This window comes from Mesorhizobium sp. G2-6-1, assembly GCF_055809095.1.
This window is the reverse complement of the sequence record NZ_CM147896.1, coordinates 697,440-721,794: the sequence shown is the minus strand read 5'-3', so window position 1 is coordinate 721,794 and position 24,355 is coordinate 697,440. Positions and strand designations below refer to the sequence as shown.

23 protein-coding genes and 1 pseudogene are annotated in these 24,355 nt (G+C 55.8%); 13 read left to right on the top strand and 11 right to left on the bottom strand.

The genetic code is table 11. The features are described from left to right. Positions 1-92 precede the first annotated feature (92 nt). From AC0L7S_RS03475 to AC0L7S_RS03465, 3 genes are all read right to left on the bottom strand, one after another. Positions 93-761, bottom strand: a complete 669-nt coding sequence (locus AC0L7S_RS03475) for a TadE/TadG family type IV pilus assembly protein (RefSeq protein WP_473473094.1) — start codon at positions 759-761, stop codon at positions 93-95. Continuing rightward, complete coding sequence (locus AC0L7S_RS03470; protein ID WP_473473093.1) at positions 754-1,341, bottom strand: TadE/TadG family type IV pilus assembly protein; 588 nt, start codon at positions 1,339-1,341, stop codon at positions 754-756. Before AC0L7S_RS03470 ends, AC0L7S_RS03475 begins: the two co-directional genes overlap by 8 nt. A 164-nt stretch (positions 1,342-1,505) precedes the next feature. Then, positions 1,506-1,922, bottom strand: a complete 417-nt coding sequence (locus AC0L7S_RS03465; RefSeq protein ID WP_473474158.1) for a pilus assembly protein N-terminal domain-containing protein — start codon at positions 1,920-1,922, stop codon at positions 1,506-1,508. 280 nt (positions 1,923-2,202) lie between these two features. On the opposite strand from AC0L7S_RS03465, the gene AC0L7S_RS03460 reads away from it, so the two are divergent. The 8 genes from AC0L7S_RS03460 (at position 2,203) to AC0L7S_RS03425 (ending at position 11,010) form a co-directional block, all read left to right on the top strand. After that, a complete protein-coding gene (locus tag AC0L7S_RS03460) occupies positions 2,203-2,721 on the top strand; it encodes an A24 family peptidase (RefSeq protein ID WP_473473092.1) in 519 nt (172 codons plus the stop codon). Positions 2,722-2,924: 203 nt separating this feature from the next. Then, complete coding sequence (gene cpaB / locus AC0L7S_RS03455) at positions 2,925-3,740, top strand: Flp pilus assembly protein CpaB (protein WP_473473091.1); 816 nt, start codon at positions 2,925-2,927, stop codon at positions 3,738-3,740. After that, positions 3,737-5,263: a type II and III secretion system protein family protein gene (locus AC0L7S_RS03450; protein ID WP_473473090.1), complete on the top strand. Its 1,527-nt coding sequence runs from the start codon at positions 3,737-3,739 to the stop codon at positions 5,261-5,263. Before cpaB ends, AC0L7S_RS03450 begins: the two co-directional genes overlap by 4 nt. Before the next feature lie 14 nt (positions 5,264-5,277). Beyond that, positions 5,278-6,015, top strand: coding sequence for a CpaD family pilus assembly protein (locus AC0L7S_RS03445; protein WP_473473089.1), 738 nt, complete (start codon positions 5,278-5,280; stop codon positions 6,013-6,015). Positions 6,016-6,038: 23 nt separating this feature from the next. Then, positions 6,039-7,328 (top strand): CpaE/TadZ family protein, encoded by a 1,290-nt coding sequence (locus AC0L7S_RS03440; RefSeq protein WP_473473088.1) that lies wholly within the window; start codon positions 6,039-6,041, stop codon positions 7,326-7,328. 29 nt (positions 7,329-7,357) lie between these two features. Beyond that, the gene (locus AC0L7S_RS03435) at positions 7,358-8,914 is read left to right on the top strand and encodes a CpaF family protein (RefSeq protein ID WP_473473087.1); all 1,557 of its coding nucleotides are present in this window, start codon (positions 7,358-7,360) and stop codon (positions 8,912-8,914) included. A gap of 29 nt (positions 8,915-8,943) precedes the next feature. Then, positions 8,944-9,957 (top strand): type II secretion system F family protein, encoded by a 1,014-nt coding sequence (locus AC0L7S_RS03430; protein WP_473473086.1) that lies wholly within the window; start codon positions 8,944-8,946, stop codon positions 9,955-9,957. Positions 9,958-9,990: 33 nt separating this feature from the next. After that, positions 9,991-11,010 (top strand): type II secretion system F family protein, encoded by a 1,020-nt coding sequence (locus AC0L7S_RS03425; RefSeq protein ID WP_473473085.1) that lies wholly within the window; start codon positions 9,991-9,993, stop codon positions 11,008-11,010. Between the two features lie 229 nt (positions 11,011-11,239). Here the strand turns inward: AC0L7S_RS03425 and AC0L7S_RS03420 are convergent, their stop codons facing one another. Both AC0L7S_RS03420 and AC0L7S_RS03415 read right to left on the bottom strand, forming a co-directional pair. Continuing rightward, positions 11,240-12,016: a tetratricopeptide repeat protein gene (locus AC0L7S_RS03420; RefSeq protein ID WP_473474157.1), complete on the bottom strand. Its 777-nt coding sequence runs from the start codon at positions 12,014-12,016 to the stop codon at positions 11,240-11,242. Positions 12,017-12,904: 888 nt separating this feature from the next. Continuing rightward, positions 12,905-13,660 (bottom strand): hypothetical protein, encoded by a 756-nt coding sequence (locus AC0L7S_RS03415; protein ID WP_473473084.1) that lies wholly within the window; start codon positions 13,658-13,660, stop codon positions 12,905-12,907. Positions 13,661-14,392: 732 nt separating this feature from the next. On the opposite strand from AC0L7S_RS03415, the gene AC0L7S_RS03410 reads away from it, so the two are divergent. The 3 genes from AC0L7S_RS03410 (at position 14,393) to AC0L7S_RS03400 (ending at position 17,052) form a co-directional block, all read left to right on the top strand. Continuing rightward, the gene (locus tag AC0L7S_RS03410) at positions 14,393-15,757 is read left to right on the top strand and encodes a leucyl aminopeptidase family protein (RefSeq protein WP_473473083.1); all 1,365 of its coding nucleotides are present in this window, start codon (positions 14,393-14,395) and stop codon (positions 15,755-15,757) included. A 73-nt stretch (positions 15,758-15,830) separates the two neighbouring features. Then, positions 15,831-16,181 (top strand): MarR family winged helix-turn-helix transcriptional regulator, encoded by a 351-nt coding sequence (locus AC0L7S_RS03405; protein ID WP_473473082.1) that lies wholly within the window; start codon positions 15,831-15,833, stop codon positions 16,179-16,181. A gap of 10 nt (positions 16,182-16,191) precedes the next feature. Further along, the gene (locus tag AC0L7S_RS03400) at positions 16,192-17,052 is read left to right on the top strand and encodes a C40 family peptidase (RefSeq protein WP_473473081.1); all 861 of its coding nucleotides are present in this window, start codon (positions 16,192-16,194) and stop codon (positions 17,050-17,052) included. A gap of 205 nt (positions 17,053-17,257) precedes the next feature. Here AC0L7S_RS03400 and moaB read toward each other — a convergent pair whose 3' ends face one another. The 6 genes from moaB to AC0L7S_RS03370 all read right to left on the bottom strand — a co-directional run bounded on the left by moaB (position 17,258) and on the right by AC0L7S_RS03370 (position 20,932). Next, the gene (gene moaB / locus AC0L7S_RS03395) at positions 17,258-17,806 is read right to left on the bottom strand and encodes a molybdenum cofactor biosynthesis protein B (RefSeq protein ID WP_473473080.1); all 549 of its coding nucleotides are present in this window, start codon (positions 17,804-17,806) and stop codon (positions 17,258-17,260) included. Continuing rightward, positions 17,793-18,668, bottom strand: a complete 876-nt coding sequence (locus AC0L7S_RS03390) for a 4-(cytidine 5'-diphospho)-2-C-methyl-D-erythritol kinase (RefSeq protein WP_473473079.1) — start codon at positions 18,666-18,668, stop codon at positions 17,793-17,795. The genes moaB and AC0L7S_RS03390 overlap by 14 nt, the downstream gene beginning before the upstream one ends. A gap of 50 nt (positions 18,669-18,718) precedes the next feature. After that, the gene (locus AC0L7S_RS03385; protein ID WP_473473078.1) at positions 18,719-18,901 is read right to left on the bottom strand and encodes a hypothetical protein; all 183 of its coding nucleotides are present in this window, start codon (positions 18,899-18,901) and stop codon (positions 18,719-18,721) included. 83 nt (positions 18,902-18,984) lie between these two features. Then, on the bottom strand, positions 18,985-19,848 hold the full coding sequence (locus tag AC0L7S_RS03380) for a S49 family peptidase (RefSeq protein WP_473473077.1): 864 nt from the start codon (positions 19,846-19,848) through the stop codon (positions 18,985-18,987). Between the two features lie 71 nt (positions 19,849-19,919). Further along, on the bottom strand, positions 19,920-20,711 hold the full coding sequence (locus AC0L7S_RS03375; RefSeq protein WP_473473076.1) for a tRNA1(Val) (adenine(37)-N6)-methyltransferase: 792 nt from the start codon (positions 20,709-20,711) through the stop codon (positions 19,920-19,922). Then, positions 20,708-20,932: a putative signal transducing protein gene (locus AC0L7S_RS03370; RefSeq protein ID WP_473474156.1), complete on the bottom strand. Its 225-nt coding sequence runs from the start codon at positions 20,930-20,932 to the stop codon at positions 20,708-20,710. The genes AC0L7S_RS03375 and AC0L7S_RS03370 overlap by 4 nt, the downstream gene beginning before the upstream one ends. A gap of 159 nt (positions 20,933-21,091) precedes the next feature. Between AC0L7S_RS03370 and AC0L7S_RS03365 the strand changes: the two genes are divergently transcribed. Continuing rightward, the gene (locus tag AC0L7S_RS03365) at positions 21,092-22,108 is read left to right on the top strand and encodes a polyprenyl synthetase family protein (protein WP_473473075.1); all 1,017 of its coding nucleotides are present in this window, start codon (positions 21,092-21,094) and stop codon (positions 22,106-22,108) included. A 398-nt stretch (positions 22,109-22,506) separates the two neighbouring features. Further along, a pseudogene (locus tag AC0L7S_RS03360) lies at positions 22,507-24,283 on the top strand (tetratricopeptide repeat protein). The last annotated feature ends 72 nt before the right edge of the window (positions 24,284-24,355 follow it).

Genomic DNA, 24,355 nt, shown 5'->3' with positions numbered 1-24,355 from the left:
TGGCCCAGACATAGGTTTACGCTTGCCGGTTGGCAATTCGGAATTCGTCGGATGCGGGCGAAAGCCCGGTGCCCGCTTTTCCTCATCCAGCTCTAACAGTTCGAGCAGTTGATCGTCTGGATCACACGTGGCCTCAAATAGTAGGTTTCGCTCATCGATATGTTGTCGAAAGCATCCGTCAATCCGAGCGTCTTTTGGCCGCCGGCAGCCCAGGTAATGATGGGCTTGTATTTCAAGGCACTTTCAACGCGGATGAGAAATGTGCCGGCTATCTTCAATGTTGTCGGCACCGTCGTGGTCGTGCCTTTGGCCGCATCTGCCGTATAGACCCCCTTTACGACCTTGCGCGACCACAGAACCGTGGGCTTGGCAACCGAGTCGTTGGAAATTTGTATCGCGGTGATTTTGACTGTCGGCTCAGAGCGATTGTAAGGCTGCAATGTGGATTCGGCGATCTGCATGATCGCATCGAGATCGCTCTTTTGAACCTGATCCTGTTGGGCAACGAGGTCGGCTACCATGCTGCCGATGCGGCTGACCTTCTTGCTTGTCTCGATGCCTTGCGCCGCCTCCATCGTGATGAAGTACATGATCATCAGGATTGGTGCGATGAAGGCGAACTCCACCGCCGCCACGCCCCGACGATCCGAGCGGAATTTTACCGCCCTCGAAATGAAGCCGATTATGCTCTGTTGTGCCCCCGCACGAAACGCCATTTTCTTGTCCTCTTTCTTGCCGTCAAGACGACATGGATCAGTCATCAAACGGCTCGTTCTGCCAGGTTACGGAAGAAAAGTGCAAAGTTGCGCCATCCTTGAGGTTGGCCATGGTTTTGCTCATGAAATCGGTAATCACCGGCCATTTGTAAAAGACGCGCAGCATATTCTTGGACTGGGACAGGCCGGGGTCGACGACGAACCCGCGCGTGTCCTGAATTCCACTCTTCATCAGCACGATGTCACCTGCGCTGCTGATCGTGAATTTCGCGGTCGCCGCATCGGCAAAGCTTGGATAATGGCGCAGATCGACAAGCAGTCCGGGGCAGTTTTTTGAAACCACGATTTCCAGCTTGTCGCAAACCTTCAGCTTCAGCTGTTCCATAGTCAATGGCGGCTTGATCTGACCTGTGCGCAATTCCCGGGCGATATCGTCCGTGGCGTTTGCCATCACCTCTTGCCCGGCAAATGAAATACAGCTTTCCAGAATCGCAAAAACAAGCAACGAAAATGGAAGGGCAAGCATCGCGAATTCGATTGCGACGGTCCCTTTCCGGTCGCGCCGGAATCTTTTCAGAAAGCTGGCTTTGCCCGCTTTCTTGTCATCGTTTTCGATATTGGACATCGTGCTCATATCGTCCCTGCCGGTTCTGGTACAGTACAGGAAGGACTATATGTGAAAGCTGTTGAAGTCTGGTTTGGATGACCGTTAGAATTCCGCAGCTGTTTTTAATACTGCGCTAACCAGAAAATGGAGGTGCTTTCGCCGCACGCAAGCTTGGGGTGCGGCTACTGTGAACTCATCTCGGCGTCGGACATTTTCTCCGCATCGCTCTTATACGAGCTTTCGCAATAAGGAGAGCACGACATCGTCTGCACCTGGGACCGCCGGTAAATTCGTACGGTCGAGGCCGTCTGGCGAATGACCGTGACCTGCTCGTCGATGATCGGTTTGCCGTCCCCATCCAGGATAACCAGATTGGTCATGCCAAAGCCCTTGCCTGTGAGAACGATCGTGGTCGGGTCTTGCACAGAAGCATCCGCAATCAGTGGATTTCCAACGATGATCGTATCGGCGGCACGCGCCAGCTTGACGATCTTGGCCTGATTCATCGTCACTTCTATGTTTGCGCCCGCTTCTGCCGGCAACACGTATGCGGCGGTAAGGAGGGCTGTTGCAAGCAAGACAGGTTTCGACATTGACATGGGGTAGTTCTCCCGGAACGGCAGAGTGTTCAACCAAACATGAACGAGATTGGTGAACCAACGGTTAAACCCTTCGCTCATTCTCCGCATTCCTTTGAATTTGAAAAAATGGGCCCGCGCCGTCGGGCGCTTATGATGATGATTGTCGCTGATTACAGGGCAAACATCACAAATGTTGCGCCTGCCACAAAGCCAAGAATAGTAAGATGGCGACACACCGATCCTTAACCCAACAAAGCTAAGGTGAGATGGATTTCAGATTTCACACTGTGTGAGACCAATGCTTGAAGCACTGATTTTCGTCATCTTTCCGTTTTGCATGCTCTTTGCTGCATTTTCCGACATGCTGTCGATGACGATTGCCAATCGCGTGTCATTGCTGCTTGTCGCCAGTTTCGTTGTCATCGCCCCTTTGACCGGTATGGATTGGGTCGTGTTTGGCTGGCATCTGGCCGCAGGCGCTCTTGTCCTCACCGTTACCTTCGGCCTTTTTGCCATGGGTGGCATGGGTGGTGGCGACGCCAAGCTTCTGGCTGCCACGGCAGTCTGGATGGGCTTTGGCATGGTGCTGGTGCAATATCTTGTCTCGGCGGCACTGTTAGGCGGCCTTCTGACACTCGCAATTTTACTCTACCGCAAGTCAACGCTGGCTGTATTCACGAAGAACAACCCCTTCCTGCACCATTTCGCCGACGAGGCAACCGGTGTGCCTTATGGCATCGCGCTTGGCCTTGGCGGATTGCTCGCCTTTCCCGATTCCGCACTGGTTGTCTGGGCTATCGAGCGGCTTTCAAGCTGACATCTCAATCGTAGTCGCAAGCATTTTGTGTGTCCGGGGCGTTCCTGTGCCCCTGGGGCGGTTATGCACGCCAGCCTTTCAGTACAATTTGTATAAACGTTAAATTAATCACGATCGTAAGCATTACGTTAACCCTAATTTGACGATTAGGGCTGCAATGTCTCGCTTGACTACAAGTTTTGCCAAGGGCGAGGTCCGAACAGATGCCTGCATCTCGACTTATTATTCTAGGCGTAGCCGCTGCCGCTGCAGGTGGCGCGGGATACGTCGCCAAAAACATAGTTGCGCCGCCACCGGCGGAAGTCGTCGTTAATTCGGGGCCAAGTGAACCATCGATTGCACTTCAGGATGTACTTGTCCTGTCCGGCGACGTACCGATGGGGGTTCCACTTGAAAACAATATCAAGTGGGAGCCGTGGCCATCCGATGGCGTCAACGCCAATTTCATTACGCGGGCCAACGAGCCGGATGCAGTAGACAAGCTGAAAGGCTCGGTCGCTCGCATGGCGATGTATACCGGGGAGCCTTTGCGGCGTTCAAAGCTGATAGGCGAGGGGCAAAGCTTCATGTCCTCGATCCTGCCGGCTGGCAGCAGGGCGGTTGCGACGTCGATTGCCGCCGATACATCGGCAGGTGGCTTCATACTGCCCAATGACTTTGTCGATGTAATCATGACACGGCGCGCCGACACCGGCGGCACCGGCAGCGGGTTCAGCACGGAAACCATCTTGAAGAACATCCGGGTTCTGGCGATCGACCAGACTATTCAGGAAGACGAAGAAGGTAAAAGGACAAGGGTCGGCCAGACAGCGACCCTTGAGCTGACACCGCAGCAGGCCGAGATCATCACCGTGGCCCAGCAAATGGCGGATCGTCTGACGCTGGCATTGAGATCCATCAAGGACACGCAGGAAACGAATTTGGACGAAGCCGACTATCTCGTTTCCGGAAATGGCCGCCGCGGAACGGTGCGCCTGATCAAATCCGGTGAAGTTTCCGAAGTGGGGGCAAGGAAATGAGATCCACGCTTAAACTACCGATCACAATCGCTGCATCCGTCAGTCTCCTGTTCGTAGGCGTCCACGCTCAAGGCGTGGTAACTGCCAATGCGGCAGGTAAGGCGTCGGTTGGTGCGTCTCAGACAAATCAACGCGTCAAGCTCGGCTTGAACAAGTCGGTCGTCATCGATCTGCCAAGTGATGCTTACGATATCCTCGTCGCCAACCCGGCAGTCGCCGATGCGGTTACGCGTACATCGCGGCGCATCTACCTGTTCGGCAAATCGGTCGGCGAGACGAATATTTTCGTCTTCGGCCCCAATGGCGAGCAGATTGTCAGCCTCGATCTTGCTGTGGAACGCGATGTCAGCGGCCTTCAGGATTATCTGAAGCGCTTCATCCCGAATTCGGAAATCAACGTCGAGTTGCTCAATGATAATGTCGTTTTGACGGGAACCGTCGACACGCCACTCGATTCCAAACGTGCCGAGCAACTTGCGAGAATCTTCGTCACCGGTGGTGAAGCAACGACCGGGCAATATTCGCAGACCGCTTCCGGTGGCTCCGCGCAAGGTGGCGTTGACATCAACAACCCCGATTCCGAGCGCCAGGTCAGCTCGATCGTCAATATGCTTCAGATCATTGGCGAGGATCAGGTCACGTTGAAGGTGACGGTGGCCGAAGTAAGCCGCAACGTCATGAAGCAGCTTGGCGTCAATATGATTGGCAATGGCGGCTCCAACGGTATCACGTGGAGCGCAATCAGCGACAATTTCAGCGGGCTGGGCAAGCCGCTTTCGAATTCTGGCGTGGGCATCGGCTCATCTGCTCTGAATGCCTATTTCAACGCCATGGAGCAATCCGGGGTGATGAAGACACTGGCCTCGCCGACCCTGACCGCGGTGTCGGGTGAGAAAGCGACATTCAAGGTCGGTGGCGAATACAACATCGTCACCGGTGTTTCATCGGCTGTGTCGGACAACAACCAGACAGGGCAAAGGACCTACTCGATAGACAAGATCGAGTATGGCATCGGCTTGGAGTTCCAGCCTGTCGTGCTGTCGGCTGGGCGCATAAGCCTGAAAGTCAGGACATCTGTATCGGAGCCGACCACCGCGGGCTCGGTGTCGTTGTCAAACGGCAATCTGAGCCAGGGCATGAATGCATTGTCGCTGCGCAAGCGTCTTGCCGATACCACCGTCGAATTGCCTTCTGGCGGTTCCATGATGATCGCCGGGCTCGTTCAGGATGATGTCCGCCAGGCCGTGAACGGACTTCCCGGTCTCACCAAGATTCCCGTGCTTGGCACACTCTTTCGCAGTCGCGACTTCGTTCGCAACGAGACCGAGCTGGTCATTATCATCACACCATATCTGTCACGCCCGGTAGCGCGAAACGCCCTTGCCAAGCCTGACGATAATTTCAATGCCGCAAGCGATGGCGCCGGTATGTTCCTTGGTCGCGTCAACCGTGTCTACGGCACCATGCAGACCGACAAGCCAGCCGGGCGTTACCACGGTGTCGTTGGTTTCATTTACAAGTGAGCGGGGAAACGGGCATGTCTGAACAAGTTTTTGAGGCACGGATCGTCGCCGCGACAATGCGGCCCGGCCACAGCGGGAAATCAAGCAAGGCGATGCCGCTTCTGGCGGTAGCCATGGTCACATTGCTGGCGGGCTGCGCCCATCGCGACAGCATCACCGTTGGCTCGGTGCCAGATGATTATCGTACCAATCATCCCATTGTTATCTCGGAAAAAGATCAGAAACTCGACCTGCCGGTCGGTGCGAGCGACCGGGGAATGACCAGATTGCAGCGCCAGTCGTTGCTCGGATTTTTCGACGAATATGACAAGAGCGCCGCACCTGTGCTGACAATCGCAGTACCTTCCGGTTCGGCGAATGAACTTGCCGCACGGGCTGCCGGGCGCGACTTTGCCAAATTGGCCGTTGCCAGCGGCATCCGCAGGAACAAGGTGGTCATAGCGTCCTACCGGGCATCGTCAGTAGAAGTATCGGCACCTATCCGGGTCGTCTATTCTTCGATGCGCGCACACACCGACGAATGCGGCAAGTGGCCGGCAGACCTTCTGGAAAATTCCGAAAACAAGCACTACGCAAATTTCGGCTGCTCGTATCAAAACAATCTCGCTGCCCAGATCGCCAATCCTGCCGATCTTCTCGGGCCACGCAAGCGAGGCGATATTGATGCCGAAAACCGAAGCCAGGTGTTTGAAGTTTACCGCAAGCGGGGCATTTCGGATGAATTCCTAGGCAAAGAAGAAGTCACCTACTAAGACGGGCATGTGAGGGAAAGAGTATGACAACGACCAATCTTGCTTATGATTCCCCCGACGAAAGTGGTGAGGAGTCGCAGCGCGAAATCAGCGCAATGCAAACATTGCGACCCATACCACGCATTTCGGTTCAGGCCTTTTGCGAGACCGAAGGCGTCGCAGGTCCGATCGAGCGGGCCGGCGAAGACCGCCGCATGGCGAAGGCGCATTTGAAGGTCCATATGGGCGGGGTCGCCACGGCGGTCGAATTCTATCAGTCCGCACCGACCCCCAACCTCATCATTCTGGAATCGCGCAGCGAGCCCAAACAGCTCCTGGAGCAATTGGCCCAGCTTTCCGAACATTGCGATCCGACCACCAAAGTGGTGATTATCGGTCACTACAATGATGTCGGCCTCTACCGCGAACTCATTCGCAACGGCATTTCCGAATATGTCATCGCACCAGTGTCGATGGCCGATATCGTCAGTGTCATTTCGACAATCTTCATCGACCCCGAGGCTGAGCCGATCGGGCGCGCCATTGCCTTTGTTGGCGCCAAGGGCGGGGTTGGCTCATCTACCATCGCCCACAATGTAGCGTGGGCGATGTCGTCGCTGTTCAAGTCCGAAGTCGTTGTGGCCGACCTTGATCTTGCCTTTGGCACCGCCAACATCAATTTCGACCAGGACCCGGCGCAAGGCATTGCCGAAGCCGTCTTTTCCCCTGAACGGATCGACGAGGTTTATCTCGATCGCTTGCTGGCACAGTGCGCCGAACATTTGTCGCTGCTGGCCGCGCCATCGACGCTTGACCGCGTCTATGATTTTGACACCGACGCTTTCGCCCAGATCATCGATACGGCACAGCGAAGCGCGCCAATTCTTGTCCTGGATGTTCCTCACATATGGAGCGGATGGAGCAAGAACACCCTGATGAAGGCTGATGAAATCATCATCACCGCAACTCCGGAACTGGCAAATCTGCGCAATACCAAGAACCTGGTCGATATGCTCAAGAAATTGCGGCCAAACGATCCGCCGCCAAAGCTGATCCTCAATCAGGCGGGCATGCCCAAGCGTCCGGAAATCACGGCTCAGGATTTTACCGAACCACTGGATATCACACCAATGGCGGTTATCCCTTTCGATCCGCTTTTCTTTGGCAATGCCGCCAATAACGGGCGCATGCTTGGTGAAATGGATGCCAAGAATCCGGTCGTTGCATCCATCAACGAGATTGCGCATGTGCTGACTGGCCGAAGCGAAATCAAAGCGAAGAAAAAGGCCGGATTGGGCAACATTCTGGGCAAACTGAAGCGCAACGCAAAGTGACACCCAAACGGCGGGATTGGTAATCGATCATGTTTGGCAAAAGAGGCAATGACGATCGCACGCGAGTAACTGCCGAGGCGCAGCAATCCGCACAGGTCGCACCACCACCACCAGCGCAACCATCTGCGAAGCCGGATGTAACGTCTGCGCCCACTCCGAGCACCCCGAGCGCACCTGCACCGGCCGCGTCTGCATCCGCAGCGGCAAAAGCGAACACGCCGGTACAACCCGCCGCAACGCCGCGGCGTAAAGTCGAGGCGCCGCCAATGGCGTCGGAACCCAAGCGTGGCCAGCGGGAACGCAGTGAAAGCTACTACGACACCAAGAGTCAGGTGTTTGCGGCGCTCATCGACACGATCGATCTGTCGCAATTGGCAAAGCTCGATCCAGACAGTGCGCGCGAGGAAATTCGCGACATCGTCAACGATATTATTGCCATCAAGAATTTTGCGATGTCGATTGCCGAGCAGGAAGAACTGCTTGAAGATATTTGTAATGATGTCCTGGGTTATGGCCCTCTGGAGCCGCTGCTGGCCCGCGACGACATTGCCGATATCATGGTCAATGGGTCCAGAAACGTTTACATCGAAGTCAACGGCAAGGTCGAGCAAACAAGCATCCGCTTCCGTGACAATCAGCAACTTCTCAATATCTGCCAGCGCATCGTTAGCCAGGTTGGACGCCGTGTCGATGAATCGAGCCCGATATGCGACGCGCGCCTGCCCGACGGGTCTCGCGTCAACGTCATTGCGCCGCCACTTGCCATTGATGGCACCGCACTGACCATTCGTAAGTTCAAGAAGGACAAGCTGACCCTCGATCAGCTCGTCAAATTCGGTGCGATTTCACCCGAAGGTGCCGAGATTCTCAAGATCATCGGCCGGGTACGCTGTAACATCGTGATCTCGGGCGGTACCGGCTCGGGCAAGACGACGCTGCTTAATTGCATGACCAACTATGTTGATCGTGACGAGCGCATTATCACCTGCGAGGATTCGGCGGAACTGCAACTTCAGCAGCCGCATGTTGTGCGCCTTGAAACCCGGCCTCCCAACCTGGAAGGCGAAGGCGAGGTCACCATGCGCGACCTTGTCAAGAACTGTCTGCGTATGCGCCCTGAACGCATCATCGTCGGCGAGGTGCGCGGACCCGAGGTGTTCGATCTCCTTCAGGCGATGAACACCGGTCATGACGGTTCGATGGGAACGATTCACTCCAACAGCCCGCGCGAATGCCTGAACCGTATGGAATCGATGATTGCGATGGGCGGTTATACCCTGCCGCAAAAGACGGTGCGCGAAATCATCGTCGGCTCGGTCGACGTGATCGTTCAGGCCGCTCGCCTGCGCGACGGCTCGCGCCGTATCACACACATTACTGAAGTCATCGGCCTGGAAGGTGATGTCGTCATCACGCAGGACATCGTCGTCTACAATATCAAAGGCGAGGATGCGAACGGCAAATTGCTTGGCGAGCATGTCTCGACCGGTATTGGCCGCCCGCAATTCTGGGAACGTGCACGCTACTACGGCGAAGAACAGCGTCTCGCCATCGCACTTGAAGCGATGGAGAAGCGCGCTGAATAAGATGTTTGGGCGCGTGAGGGCCAAGGTCCATGTTTGGAATTGATAACACTGTAATGGCGTTCATCGTACTGGCTGGCTTTAGTGCCGGCGCGGTGGCCTACGCTTTTCTTTTCAACAAGATCAGCGACGAGAAAAACGTCGATAAGCGTCTCAACACCATCAAGTCGGCCGAGACCGACAGGGCCGTGGTCAAGGCTTCGCGCGATCGGGTTGCGGAAGCCGCGAAACGACGCAAGTCGGTTCAGGATTCCTTGAAAGAACTCGACCAGAAGCAGAAGGTACAGGACCGCAGCGTCAAGAAACCTCCGCTCAAGGTGCAGATCCGGCAAGCCGGTCTGAACATTTCGGTCGAACGCTTCTACATTTACTCGATAATTTTCGGCGTAGTTCTTTCCGTCGTCGCCTTCGTGGCCGGCGCGCCTTTGATCGTTGTTCCCGGCGTGCTGCTGGCCGGCGCATTCGGCCTGCCGCGCTGGTTCGTGTCGTTCGCACGGGCGCGCAGGGTCAAGGCGTTCCTCAACGACTTCCCCAACGCGCTGGAAATTATCGTGCGTGCGGTGAAATCCGGCCTTCCGCTTAACGATGGCATTCGCCTGATAGCTGCCGAATCCCCGGAACCTGTCAAATCCGAATTTCGCAGGATCGTCGATTCCCAGCAGATGGGCATGTCGATCCCCGAGGCGGCGCTGCGCATGCCCGAAACCATGCCCTGCGCAGAAGCGGGTTTCTTTGGCATCGTCATTCAGATTCAATCCCAGGCGGGTGGCAATCTATCCGAAGCGCTGGGCAACCTCTCGCGCGTTCTTCGTGACCGCAAGAAGATGAAAGCCAAGGTTCAGGCGCTTTCCATGGAAGCAAAGGCATCTGCCGCCATCATCGGCTCGTTGCCTTTCATCATCGGCCTGCTCGTTTATCTTTCGAGCCCCGGTTACATCATGCCGCTCTTCACGACCAGTGTCGGCCATCTCATTCTAGGCGTTTCCGGGGTGTGGATGTCCATCGGCATCTTCGTCATGCGCAAGATGATGAACTTCGATGTTTAGAACGAATCGTAAAATACTGAGCAGGGTACGCCCATGACCGAACAAGCTATCAGGACACTGACCGATCCGACATTTCTGATCGCGTTGCTCGTCGGTATCGCGGTATTTGCGACTGTCTTCACCGTATTGCCGGCCTTCGGCAGCGATCCTTTGAAGTCGCGCATGAAATCGGTTGCTCTGGAGCGTGATGAGCTGCGCGCAAAGCAACGTGCGCGGCTGGCAGTCGAAGCTGATCGTCGGCGCAAGGGTTTGCGCGAAGAACAGTCGATCGGCATGCGCAACATTGTGGAACGCCTGGATTTGAAGCGCCTGCTTGCCGACCAGGGCACGATGCAGAAACTCAAACTGGCAGGATTTCGCGGCCAAAATCCATTGACCCGCTTCCTGTTTTTCCGCCTTGTCTTGCCATTCGTCGGATTGGCCTTGGCCTTGGTCTACATTTTCGTTCTCGGCAAGCTGCCCGATCAGCCGATGATAGTTAAAGTATTTGTCTGCATAGCGGTTGCCTATGCGGGTTTTTATGCGCCCATCATTTACGTCAGCAACCGGGCGAGCAAACGCAAGCAATCCATCCAGATGGCCTGGCCCGATGCACTTGACTTGATGCTGATCTGCGTCGAGTCCGGCATGTCGGTGGAAGCTGCAATGCGCAAGGTTGCCGACGAAATAGGCAGCCAGTCCGTTGAACTCGCCGAAGAGTTCGTATTGACCAATGCCGAGCTTTCCTACCTTCAGGAGCGTCGTCAGGCTTACGAAAATCTTTCGAGCAGAACCGGGCTCGAATCGGTCAGATCGGTCGCGCAGGCACTTACCCAGGCAGAGCGTTACGGCACGCCGGTTGCTCATGCCTTGCGCGTGCTTTCCAGTGAAAGCCGCGATATGCGCATGAACGAGGCCGAGAAGAAGGCCGCTGCATTGCCGCCGAAACTCACCGTGCCGATGATCCTCTTCTTTCTGCCCGTATTGTTCGCGATCATCCTTGGTCCGGCAGGTATTCAAATCAGTCATCGCGGTATCTTTGGCGATCAGCCTTCCAACTCGTCGTCCGAATAGCACCGAACAGCCGAACAAGTTCCTATCAATAAAAAAACCGCGTTGGATTTCACCGACGCGGTTTTTCTTTGGCGCAATCCCGATAATAATATGGAGAGCCGGTGCTCTGACTTACAGGCGTCTACATCCCGCAAAGAAAAAGGCCCCGAAATCATTCAGGGCTCGGTATGCGAAATTGACGTGGATGTTAATATTGGGCAAGCCAGTAAGAAACGACCAACGGCAACCGTCAGTTTGTTGCCGAGGCTTTTTTCTTGTCCTGTGCCTTCAACTGGTTCCAGGCGTTTTGCTGGGACAGCATGGATCTGAGATAGGCGACATTGGCTTGCGCCTGATCGGGCGAAAGCTCTTGGGAAGCGATCTTTTCCGCCTCGTCGAAACGCCCTTGCAGACCAACCACCAGCGCCAGGTTTTGGCGTACACGGCTATCGGCTCCCGGTTGCTGCGCAGCGTTTCGCATATAGGTTTCCGCCGTGCGCAGGTCACCTTCCAGTACGTATGACATGCCCAGGTTAGAAAGGATCGACGGCTCGTTTGGCTTGAGATCGAGTGCCTTTCGATAGAGTTTGCGCGCCGCATCTTTTTGCCCGATCTGATCGAGGATGGCACCCTCGGCCGACATCAGCCTCCAGTCTGGATATTCCGGGGTCTGGGCACGGCGAACGGCGTCCAGCGCGGGCTCAAGTTGACCATTGGCCGCGAGCGCCTTGCCGTAAGCTGCAAGCACATCGCGGTCTTTCGGATAGGCAATCGCCAGTTTTCGCATGACGGCAAGCGATTGACCGGCATCGCCGTCCATTTGCAACAGGCTTGCGAATCTCATCGCTGTCTGCTTGTCGTTGGGGTTTTTCGCATATGACTGCCCCAAAGCCCTTGAGGCATTGCGCAATTCGCTCGATGACATCGAACTTGTTGATTGTCCCGGCGAGTGGGAAATCGAACCGGTGGTCATCCTGCTGGTGGAACCGCAACCGGCAACGCTTGCCGCAAGCGACACGGCAAACATTGTTGTGATGAACCGCGAGGTAGTGACCGTCGTTATGCGTTTGATAAGCATCGGGACGAAGCCTCCATCCATTGGCGCGGCCACTCAAAGGCCGTACTCTTGCGCCGATAAATATTCTGTTAACCCTAACGGATGGTTAACGCGCTCTGCTGGAAGTCTGTATTCCCAATGGGTTGTGAGACTCCTTCCCCTCACCTTATGCAGGGTGAGGGTATAGCGTGTTCGCAGCGCGTTCTGCGAGACGCATTTTGTTGGCGTTTCTCGTGTGCTGCTCTGATCCCCGATGACTGGATTGTTGTTGGCTTGCGCTTTTCGCCATATTTTCCTGATTGGAAAAATGAACAAAAACGACAGTATTCGTCGCACGGAGCGAGGCAACATAGGTCGACACCAATGTTGACAACACAGCGAACGTGGCGCGATTGAGCTTGCCCAGTGCATGTCGCCCAAAAGTGTGCAGCGGTTTTGGGACAACGACATGCACAAAAACAAGGGCTTAAAGCACCTTGCGTGAATTCCTTTAGACGCGATGTGCTTTAGGCGTGCTCTATCTTTGCTTGTCCTTTGCTTGCATAAAGCCGTGCGTACGAACGATACATCTCAATGAGAATCTCGACTGCGTATCCGGTTAGCAATAAGACGAACATCTGGATAGGGAAAAGATATAGTATCCTCGGGTGTATCAGAACGGCTTGAGCAAGGAAAAGCATAGTAAATATCGTGGCAACAACCAGAAGCCCATCAACACTATGAAACCCTGGGATTTGATTCCGCTTTTTCCAACGCACACCCAGGGCGATAACTGAAACGAAAAAGACTCCGAAGAGCATGGCACCGAGAGAGGGTGATGCTGTTTCGCCCCACTGAAAATTCTCCTTCATAGCCAGTTCAAGTTTCTTGGCGTAAATGGTCATAACTTCTGAGGGGTAGTTGGATAGAATTCTGAAAATATTCAGCCTTGAGAAGCGCGTAATACTCCGGTGAAAGATATTTTACGGTTGGGTCTATCCGCTGCGAAGTGGCCCAGCCCGAACCGTCCAGCCATTCAATGCCAAACGGGTTATCGACGACACCCAAGCCAATATACAGCGAATGCCATATTCCGTGGTTTTCCATCTTCTGCGCGGGCGGCAAAGTGTACATAGCATCGCGCAGACGTAGAATTGTTTCGGGCGCAGAACTCGAAACGGCTATGCATACCAGCAGACCCAATGCGGCAAAGACGCTTCGGGTGGATAACTTACGAAATACCAGCGACAGCCCTACTGCTGAAATGCTCGCCACGACACCCATTCCAGCTATTGATTGGCGAAACAATGCTGCAATCGCGAGTCCTGTCAGGCCCGCAACAATCGCGATAAGGGTATCTCGCCTGCAAGTAAATTTACCCAGTATAGCAAATGGTAAGATTGACGCGAAGCAAGCAATTCCCAGTTGTGCAGGATGAGGCGAAAGCATGTGAAACTGGTTGGCGATATATGGCCCGATAACAAGCACGGCGACGGCTGAAGCACGCAGTCTGGCTAGAAAGAGAATGGCTGCAAGGACAAACAAGCCAGCATAGTTGATGATCGAATTAAGACGCGAAATATCCTCTGGACCGACTGATTTTTGTGTAATTAGCGAGTATATGCCAAGCGCCAAAGGTGGCCCGATTTCATCTCCCCTCCAGACATGTCAGAGTACGGGATGATCTCTTTGGCACATCCAATAAGTAGGATACCCGTCGACTTCGCGCATTCGGAACTAGCGATCCAACTATTTGTCGCCAACCAAACATACCCCAGACCATTCGCTGACTTAAGCGATGCCAAAAAGAGCGGGATGGTGATGAGGATAACCGCGACGATGCAAGCAACGCTCCAACCAACACGCTTCAAATAGTCAATCATTGCTGGCAAAGGCCTTCGCGCATGGGTCGCAAAAATACAAATAGCGTTCTTATGTCGTCAATCCATTTTGCTGGTAGGCGCGTATGAGGCCGGTGACAAGAGCGTGACAGCCCGACAGTTTGAAAGAATAGCCAACAACAACATGCCAAGCGACGAGTCAAATTAGCTGGCGTTGATTGAAAAGATCATGGGTTGGAAGATGACGATGGCATGGGCGGACGATGCGACTAGCGTTGACGTGGCACACCATTCAAGGATTCGCGTCTTAAAAAATTGCTCGTTCTCTGTCTCCTGTCTCTGAAAAGGTACGGGCAACGCACGAATTTCTTCAAGGAGCTCAATGCGTGAACAGGAATTGTTTTGCGTTTGGGCTTGGCGGTAAATGTATCATATCCGATTGAATCTGCTTGCATTTTATGAAATCGAATTTAACCCTAACGGATGGTTAAGAAAGCCGCTCCGCATACGCTACATAGGATGTAAAATGCCCGTCGATCTTGCCGATGTGAACTCAGACAAGGCGCTGCCGGTCTATCTCGTGAGCCGGGACGGGCTGGAAGCAACCGGTTTACCTCTCTCAGCCCTTGTGTGGGCCAAGGCAAATGGTTTCACCGGTGAGCCCGGAAAACTGCTGACGCTGCCCGGCAAGAGCGGCGAGCTTGCCGGTGCGTTGTTCGGAAATGGAAATGGTGAAAACTCTCTTGCCGTCGGTGCATTGGCATTGACCTTGCCCGAGGGCGAGTGGCGGTTTGCCAATCCGCCGTCAAAATCTGACATTGCCGCATTGGCTGTCGTTCTGGGCGGCTATGTCTTCACCCGTTACGGAAAGAAATCGGGCAGGGCGCTGCGGTTCGGTGCTCCTGCGGGCACCGATGCGGCACATATTCGTCGTATCGCCGATGGCGTTTTTCTTGCCCGCGACCTTATCAATACGCCCGCAAACGACATGGGGCCCGACGCCTTGGAGAAAGCGGTTCGTGCGTTGGCAAAATTGCACAAGGCCGAGGTCAAAGTGATTGCGGGCGACGACCTGTTGGACAAGAATTTCCCGATGATACATGCAGTGGGGCGTGCGTCGGACCAAGCGCCGCGCCTTGTCGATCTGCGTTGGGGGCCAAAGTCGGCACCCAGGGTAACGCTGGTCGGCAAGGGCGTGTGCTTCGATACCGGCGGCCTCGATATCAAGCCGTCGGCGGGCATGATCTTGATGAAAAAGGATATGGGCGGTGCTGCCAATGTTCTTGGCCTTGCGTCAATGATCATGGCCGCAGGCCTGAAAGTGCGGCTGCGCGTGCTCATTCCCGCCGTTGAAAATTCGATTTCTGCCAACGCTTTTCGGCCCGGCGACATCCTGACCAGCCGCAAGGGTATGACCATTGAGATTGGAAATACCGACGCGGAGGGCCGGCTGGTGCTCGCCGACGCTTTGGCCCTGGCAGATGAAGAGGAGCCGCAGCTGCTTGTTGATATGGCAACACTGACGGGCGCCGCGCGCGTTGCTCTGGGGCCCGATTTGCCGCCATTTTACACGGATGATGAGGGGCTGGCGACAGACTTGGCCGCAGCCTCGAATGAGGTGGAAGACCCCTTGTGGCGTATGCCTTTGTGGAAGCCGTATGACGCGAAACTTGTGTCCAAAATTGCCGACATGAACAATGTCACACCTGACGGATTTGCCGGTTCCGTCACCGCAGCCCTTTTCCTGAAACGCTTTGTCGAGAAAACGCGCATCTGGGCGCATTTCGATATTTATGGATGGAACCCGACAGCCCGCCCGCACAGTCCCGCTGGCGGGGAAGCGCAGGGAATTCGGGCGCTGGAACGGGTTATTTCGAACCGTTTCGGTTGAAATTCTCCGATTTCGGATAGTTTTGCCTCAAAAATGAAACGGAACCGAAACAATTTTCGGCAATCCTTGCCGCATGACGATATCGATGCGTCCAAGTCAGGCTTTGCGACTGTGGCAGCAGGTGGCGCTGCATGCGGTGCGTGCCGACGCCCACGATCTGACCATGCGCCAGATGGCAATCCTGTTCACGATCTACCTTGATCCGCCCCCGCATACCATTCGTGGTTTGGCCGCAAAGCTCGATGTCACGAAACCGGTTATCACCCGCGCGCTTGATACGATGGGTGCGTTGAAACTGGTGTCGCGCCATCGCGACGAACGCGACAAGCGCAACGTGCTCATACGCAGGACAGTTGACGGCGCGCTCTATGTCGAACGCTTTGGCGATGATATTATCGCACGCGCCCTTGAACTGCCGATCTGAAAGCCGCCCATTGACCACTCATGACGCTCGCCTGCATGTTTTCCGTGCCGATCTGGCTGACACCCGTTTGAAAGGTCAGGTGACGGCAGATAGATTTGTTGCAGGCACACCCGCCCGTATTTGTGCATCGGTTGCTGATGTTCACGCGATGCCGAAAGCAGATTCGGGGGTCAACACGCAGTTTCTTCACGGTGATGATGTGCTGGTTTTCGAACACAGCGACGGTTGGGCATGGGTTCAGGCCGAACGCGACGGCTATGTCGGCTACATCAAGTCCGCAGAAGTCGCCGAGCCGATGCAAGCGCCTACTCATATTGTCTCGGTAGCGCGAACATTCCTCTATCCGGGGCCCGATTTGCGCTTTCCGCGCACCGACACGCTGTCGATGGGGTCAACTGTGACGGTAACGGGCACCGCTGAGACCCGTGGCACGCACTATGCCATACTTGCATCGGGCAAGGCGTTGATTGCGGGGCATGTCAGGCCGATCACCGAATATGAAACTGACTATGTTGCCGTTGCCGAGAAATTTCTTGGCACACCTTATCTTTGGGGTGGCACGTCAGGCTTCGGGGTTGATTGCTCCGGGATTATCCAGCTTGCGATGCGAATGACTGGTCATGACGTTGTGCGCGATTCAGACATGCAGGCAGCCGGACTGGGTCGCCCGCTTGACCCCGGGCCGGAATTCTCCGCGTTGCGGCGCGGCGATCTCGTATTCTGGAAAGGCCATGTCGCCATCATGACGGACGAGCAAAACATCGTCCACGCCAGCGGCCATACAATGCAGGTGTCGCGTGAAGGTCTGCGCCAGGCAATTGAGCGGATCGGGTATCTGTATGGCGGCCCAACCGGTTTCAGAAGGCCGTAGAGCAGTATGTGGAAAAGTGGCTACGGTTGTCGCAGAGCCGCCGCATCCGCGCCCTTCGTTGCCCCATTTTCTCCTCAAGGGGAGAGATTGGCGAAAGACGAAAATGAAGGCTGATCTCCCCACCTGAGGGGGAGATGCCACCTTGGGCAAACTTGGCAGGACAGAGGGGGTGCGAAGGAGCGCAAACCTGTATGCAACAGCAAAACTAAATTGCACCGCGCTTCAAATGCTCATCCAGGCGCGGCATGATTTCCACAAAGTTGCAGGGCATGTGGCGATAATCGAGCTGCGCTTTCAAAATGCCATCCCATGCATCTTTGCAAGCGCCGGGCGAACCGGGCAACACAAAGACGAAGGTCGCGTTGACGACGCCGCCGGTCGCCCGAGACTGGATCGTCGAAGTGCCGATCTTGTCATATGAAATGCGGTGGAAGACTTCCGAGAACCCGTCCATGCGTTTCTCGAAGATCGGCTCCAGTGCATCCGGTGTCACGTCGCGTCCGGTAAAGCCCGTGCCGCCTGTGGTGATGATAACGTCGATGCCATCGTCCTTCGACCATGCCAGAACCCGGTCGCGGATTTTTTCCCTGTCATCGGTGACAATATCGCGCGCCGCCAGCACATGCCCCGCTTCGACGATGCGATCCGCCAATGTCTGGCCTGACTTGTCATCGGCAAGGCTGCGGCTGTCCGAAACGGTGAGCACGGCGATGCGGATCGGGATGAATGTCCGGCTTTCGTCAAGCGCCGCCATCGGTGTTGGCCTCCGTCGCCATGCTGCGCGTCGCAGCAACGAACCAGTTCGGATGGCGGCTGCGGATGGCAGCGGCTCCACGCTTGGCCACATTTCCTGTTTCGAACAGGCCAAAGCAGGTCGCACCCGATCCCGACATCCGCGAAAACCCTGAACCGGCGCGGTTCAGCGCACTGAGTGCCTCACCAATGGCAGGCTGGATGGTCTGCGCGGCGGGTTCAAGGTCGTTGCGCGTGATTTCCAGCCAGTTTCGCAAGGAATGGAAATCGAAGTGCTGCGGAAGCGGTGCCAGTTTGGCGTTTTCGCGACGGGTCAGTTTCTCGAACACGTCGGCTGTCGAGACCGCGACGCCGGGATTGACCAGAACAAGCCCAAGTGCCGGGAAATTCGAAACGAGCTCCACTTCATCGCCTATGGCGCGTGCGACAAGGGGTTGTGCGGCCAGACACATGGGAACATCCGCCCCAAGCGAAAGGCCGATGCCTGCCAGTTGGCTATCAGTGACATCGACGCCCCAAATGCGCACCAGAAGTCGCAACGTCGCAGCCGCATCGCTCGAACCGCCACCCATGCCAGACGCGACCGGAAGGTTCTTTTCAAGCTTGATGCTGATCGGTTGAACAGCCTGAATACCGATATGCGTCCGCAACGCATCGCGTGCCTTGATAATGAGATTACTCGCGTCATTCGGAACTGCCGGGGCATAGCGCCCGCTAACCACCAGTTCGTCCGTTTCAGACGGCGTGGCTTCGACGCGGTCACCGAAACGCGTGAAAACGGCGAGGCTCTCAATCATATGATAGCCGTCCGGGCGTCTGCCCGTCACATGCAGAGCGAGGTTGATCTTGGCAGGCGCCAGCATTGTATTGGCCGCGCGATGATCATCGGCCGATGGCGCAAAATCCAGAGTGCTCAATCTTTTGACAGTCGATATTCGCCCGTTTCGGGGTCCTTGACCAGCGTACCTGTCGTGCCATTGGCGGCGTGCTTTTCTGCGCGGCGAATTTTTGCCGTCACGCGCTCGGCTTCCTTTATGAAGGTCCGATAGCCGACATAGGCAACAACGCCCACGACGGCGAAGAATATCACTTGCATTTTACAACTCCTCCGGCGCTGCGCCGGCAGCAAATGCCGACTGGGTCGGATAATTTCTCATGGTAACAATTACTTTGGGCTTTTCAAAGGCCAAAGCGTCCCCAAAGTGCGCGTTCTTCCGCCGCATCCATCAATCCATCCGCTGCGGAAGCTGCAATATCGGGTGCCGAAAAGCCAGAATTCGAGCCAAATAACCCGAAACGGGCAAGAATTCCGCGTTGGGCCGAAATCAGTTTGAGTTGGGTTTTCGGGCCATAGCGTTCCTTCAGGACACCGCGCATGTCTCCCAATGCATCGACAAGGCCAAGCTCCAGCCCCTTCTTTCCCGTCCAGAACAATCCGGTGAACAGATCGGGATCGTCTTTCAGTTTTCGGCCACGCCTGTCTCTGACTAGGTCGATGAAAGTGTCGTGAATTTCGAGCTGCAGTGCCTTCAGCCGCTCGATGTCCTCTTTCTTTTCAGGTTTGAACGGATCGAGCACGGCCTTGTTTTTCCCGGCGGTGTGCACACGTCGCTCAACACCGATCTTTTTCATAAGTTCAGGAAAGCCGAAAGAGGCGGAAACCACGCCAATGGAACCGACGATAGACGATGGGTCGGCGATGATTTCATCGCCAGCCACCGCAATCATGTAACCGCCGGATGCCGCGACATCTTCGACGAAAACCAGAACCTTCTTGTTCTTTTCGACAGCAAGATCGCGAATACGCCTGAAAATCAGCCGCGATTGCACGGGTGAACCGCCGGGCGAATTGATCGAGATGGCAATGGCTGGCGCGTCGAAAGCGAACGCCTTTTCAATCAATCCGGCGGTTGAGGCCAGTGACAGCGTTGGTCGAAACTGACCGCCACCTGCCATGATGGCGCCGTGCAACCTGACAACTGGAATGATGACTGCATTGGAGCGCAAGGCTTTCGGCAGCAGGCGGTTGATGAAGCGTCTCAATGTGGCAGTCTCCGTATCAGGTCAGGAGCATGTAGGCATTCGCGCGCCAACGGCAATGCCAAACCGGTGTGTCAGCCACTGAAAAGTGGTGCCAGACCGTTGCTGACCATGTCGGCGCGCGTCGACGAACCATGCTCCGTCGCATCGTGCAGCACCAGCGGCGGGCGGATCGAAAGCGGACCGCGCGCCCCACGAATGGCGCGCACCACGATACGGATGGCCGAGGCATCCTCTCGTGGATGCACGGCCAGCATTTCCGCACCGCCAAATCGTCCCGAAATCGCTTCCAGAATTGGGCCAAGCTGTTCAGGTCGCGCAATAATTGCAACACCGCCACCCGGTTTGAGCACCGCCGCCGCACTCCTCATCCAGCTTTCAAAAAGCCCGTCCTCCATCACATGCGCCTGCCGCTTGAGAGCGTCGGGCGTTGCCCGGTTTTCGCTGGCGTTGAAGGGCGGGTTCATGATGACAAAATCATAGCTGTTATTGGCAAGCCCGGATTTGGCGCGTGCGCCACCGGTAAGCGTCACATCGGCACGCAGAACGCTCGCCCGATGCCCGAGATGCGCGTTCGCCGGGTGCGCAAGGGAAGCATCGGCAAACGCTGCCATTTCTGCGGATAGCTCGACAAGAACCGCCGAGGCTTGCGCACAGCGCGTCAAGACAGCCAGGCTTGCGGCACCTGCACCGGCCCCGAAATCGGCGAGCCGTCCGCCAAATTCCGATGGCACGGCTGCGGCCAGCATCATGGCGTCCATTCCGGCCCGGTGTCCGCCATTTGCGGGCTGCACCAGCCAAAACCGCCCACGGTGAAACGCATCGACGGTATGGGTCGGCATATCAAGCATGGGCGCGGTGGTCATTTTGCGCTGATTTCGTTGGCAATGCCGGCATCTGTAAGCAGCCGTCGCGCGGCATCGACCTGTTCTTCATCAACCAGGATACGGCGTGGCAATATGCCAAGCGAACCATCGAGTACGCTCATATTCTGGTCAACGACGAGGAATTGGATGCCGGAATCGCGCATAAGCGATTCGACAAATGAGATAATGACAGCGTCATTGGTGCGCACGAGTTCGATCATGAGACAAGGTTCGCAGTTTGCCATGCCGATGTAAACGCGTATGACGCGCAATGCCAGTAGCACCGTGCCAATTCGCCACTTGCCGTGGTTGCGGCGGCCTCTTAGACTCTGGCTATCGGATTTGTGCCACTGCGCGCATTTATTGAACGGGAGTTCGTGTTGGGTATCGTTCTCAACCTTGATGATAGCAAGCGGGAAACCGCAACGATAAAAGACCTGATGGATTTGACGGCGTCCGACATGGGGCGGGTCAATGAATTGATTCTTTCAAAAGCCGGATCTGACGTCCAGATGATCCCGGAGGTCGCCAATCACCTGATTTCGTCGGGCGGCAAGCGGTTGCGCCCGATGGTGACGCTGGCTGCCGCGCAGATGTTCGGATATTCGGGCGATGGTCACGTCAAGCTCGCCACCAGCGTCGAGTTCATGCACACGGCAACATTGCTCCATGACGATGTTGTCGATGAAAGCGGTATGCGGCGCGGCAAGAAAACGGCGCGCATGATATGGGGCAATCAGGCAAGTGTCCTCGTCGGCGATTTCCTGCTCGGTCAGGCTTTTCGCATGATGGTGGATGTCGGTTCGCTCGATGCGCTCGACATTCTGGCCTCTGCTGCCTCGATCATTGCCGAGGGCGAGGTGATGCAGCTTGCGGCTGCCAAGAACCTTGAGACGACGGAAGACGAGCACTTCGCGGTGATCAAGGCCAAGACCGCCGCACTGTTCTCGGCTGCGGCGGAAGTCGGCCCTGTAATTGCGGGCGCGACGCGCACTGATCGTGCTGCCTTGCGCTCTTACGGCATGAACTTGGGTCTCGCATTCCAGTTGATTGACGATGCGTTGGATTATGGCGGCTCCAGCCAGGACCTTGGGAAAAATGTCGGTGACGATTTCCGTGAAGGCAAGGTGACGCTGCCGGTCATCTTGGCATATCGGCGCGGGACATCTGCCGAACGGGCATTCTGGAAAGCGGCAATCGAGAAAAACGTTGCCGACGATGCGGAGTTGGACAAGGCGACCAGCTTGATGGCCCGCCACGGTGCCATTACCGACACGATCGGGCGTGCGCGCCATTTTGGCGAGATCGCCCGCGACGCTTTAGCGCCGCTTGACGCAACGCCGCAGAAATCGGCGCTGATCGATGTCATCGATTTCTGCATCAGCCGGGTGAACTAAAGCAATCCCAGGAAAAGTGTGCAACGGTTTTCCGTCCGGGATTGCGTAAGAGAAAATATTCAATTCCAGGAAAAGTGTGCAGCGGTTTTCCCATTCGGGATTGCGTAATAGAAAATATTCAATTCCAGGAAAAGTGTGCAGCGGTTTTCCGTCGGCAACCGTTTTCCATGCGGCATGTGGGTGAGGCCGCTCTCAAAATCGTCACATAACGATGTCTTGTTGGCCCGCAAACGATGCCGGTGTTGCGCTGTGAGTATGGTTTGTTAATCGAGGAACCCGATTGTAAGGTCTTTGCGGATTGAAGCGCGACCGCAAAAAGGCCATGCTTTGCCGGGAAATGTGAATTCTTGAGGCAAATTGCGCCTGTGTTGCGCTGTTGCTCGACAGAAAGGGATATGATGCGGCAAAGACGTGTTCGCTGGCTCACGAGCCTTGCATTGTTGGCGGGAGTGGCGCTGAGCGCCCAGCCGGTTACGGCCAAGGAGAGCGAGAAACCGATTGAAATAGCATCCTTTTCCGGTGCTTATCTGGCCGCGCGTGTTGCCGAGGGTGACAACGATCTCGATGGCGCAATCAATTATTACAAGCAGGCTTTGGCCTTTGCGCCGGATGACACATCCTTGCAGCAGAGCTTGATGCTCTCGCTGATCGCGCAGGGCCGCTTCGACGAATCGCTGCCATATGCCGACAAGCTCAAGGAAGTGCCCGACGTGGAACGGTTCTCGCGGCTGGCGCTGGCGATCGACTCGTTTCGCAAGAAAGATTTCTCCAAGGCCCAATATTGGCTGAAGCTCTCGCTCCAGGCCGATCTTGATCGCCTGATTGTGGGTGTCATGACCGGGTGGGCGAAGGAGGGTGCCGGCGATGGTGCCGGAGCCATCGCCTATGTCGACAAATTGCAGGGGCCTGAATGGTTCGACCTGTTCAAATCCTATCACCGCGCTCTTATAGCGGATGTGGCTGGCCTTAAAGGCAAGGCTGCCGAAGCCTATGAAGCGACCGTGAAGAACACGGCGGCTGGCGGGGCTGCGCCTGAAACCTGGGTGCGCTGTGCGCAAGCCTATGCAAGGTTCCTTGCCAGAAACGGCGAGAAGGAAAAGGCCCTTGCCATACTCGATCAGGCCGAGACGTTTGTGACCGGCAAGGTTGAAATCATCGCGCTACGCGAAAAAATCACCAAGGGTGAAAAAATTGCGCCGATGGTTTCCAGCCCGTCGGATGGTGCTGCGGAAATCCTCCTCGATCTGGCCACGGCACTCAACCGTGGCGGCGGCGAACCGTTCGTGCGCCTCTATCTCGAATATGCGCTGGCGCTCAAGCCGGACAGCGACGCAACATTGGTTCAACTGGCCGCCGTTGCCGAGCAACTGAAAGATGGAGAGCGCGCCATCAGCTTCTACAAGCGCATTCCCGATACCTCGCCCCTCAAGTCGGCTACGGAATTGCAGCTCGGCTTGAATCTGGCGGACTTGGGGCGCAATGACGAGGCTATTTCGCACCTCAAGACGCTCGTTGAAGCAAACCCAGGCGACATGCGTGGCTATCTGGCGCTGGGCGGCGTCTATTCCTCGCAAGAGGACTTCCGTTCCGCAGCCGATCTCTACGACAAGGCTGTCGCGAACTTGCCAAACCCGCAACCTGCCAACTGGAATATCTTCTACCAGCGCGGCATTGCCCATGAGCGGTTGAAACAATGGCACAAGGCCGAACCGAATTTTCGAAAGGCATTGGAACTCAACCCGAACCAGCCGCAGGTGATGAATTATCTGGGCTATTCCTGGGTGGACAAGAACATGAATCTCAAGGAAGCCCTTGAGATGATACAAAAAGCGGTCGATCTGCGGCCAAGCGATGGCTATATCGTCGATCTCGCTGGGGTGGGCCTATTACAAGACCGGAAAGTTCGACGATGCTGTGCGTGAACTGGAGCGCGCCGTGTCGCTAAAGCCTGAAGACCCGGTGCTCAACGACCATCTCGGTGATGCCTACTGGCGCGTCGGTCGCAAGCTGGAAGCGACATTTCAGTGGAGCTATGCGCGCGATCTGAAGCCTGATCCCGAAGTGCTGTCTTCGGTTCAGGAAAAGCTCATCAAGGGCTTGGCACCCTTGGAATCCAATACGGCGCAGGAAACGCCGAAAACCAAGCCGGAGCCGGTGCCTGCACCAAAAGGGTGAATGTTGTCTGGCGCTTCAGGCTTTGCTCAAACCTTGCAAAGCCCTTCGCCAGCGCCGTTTGCCTTGACGCTT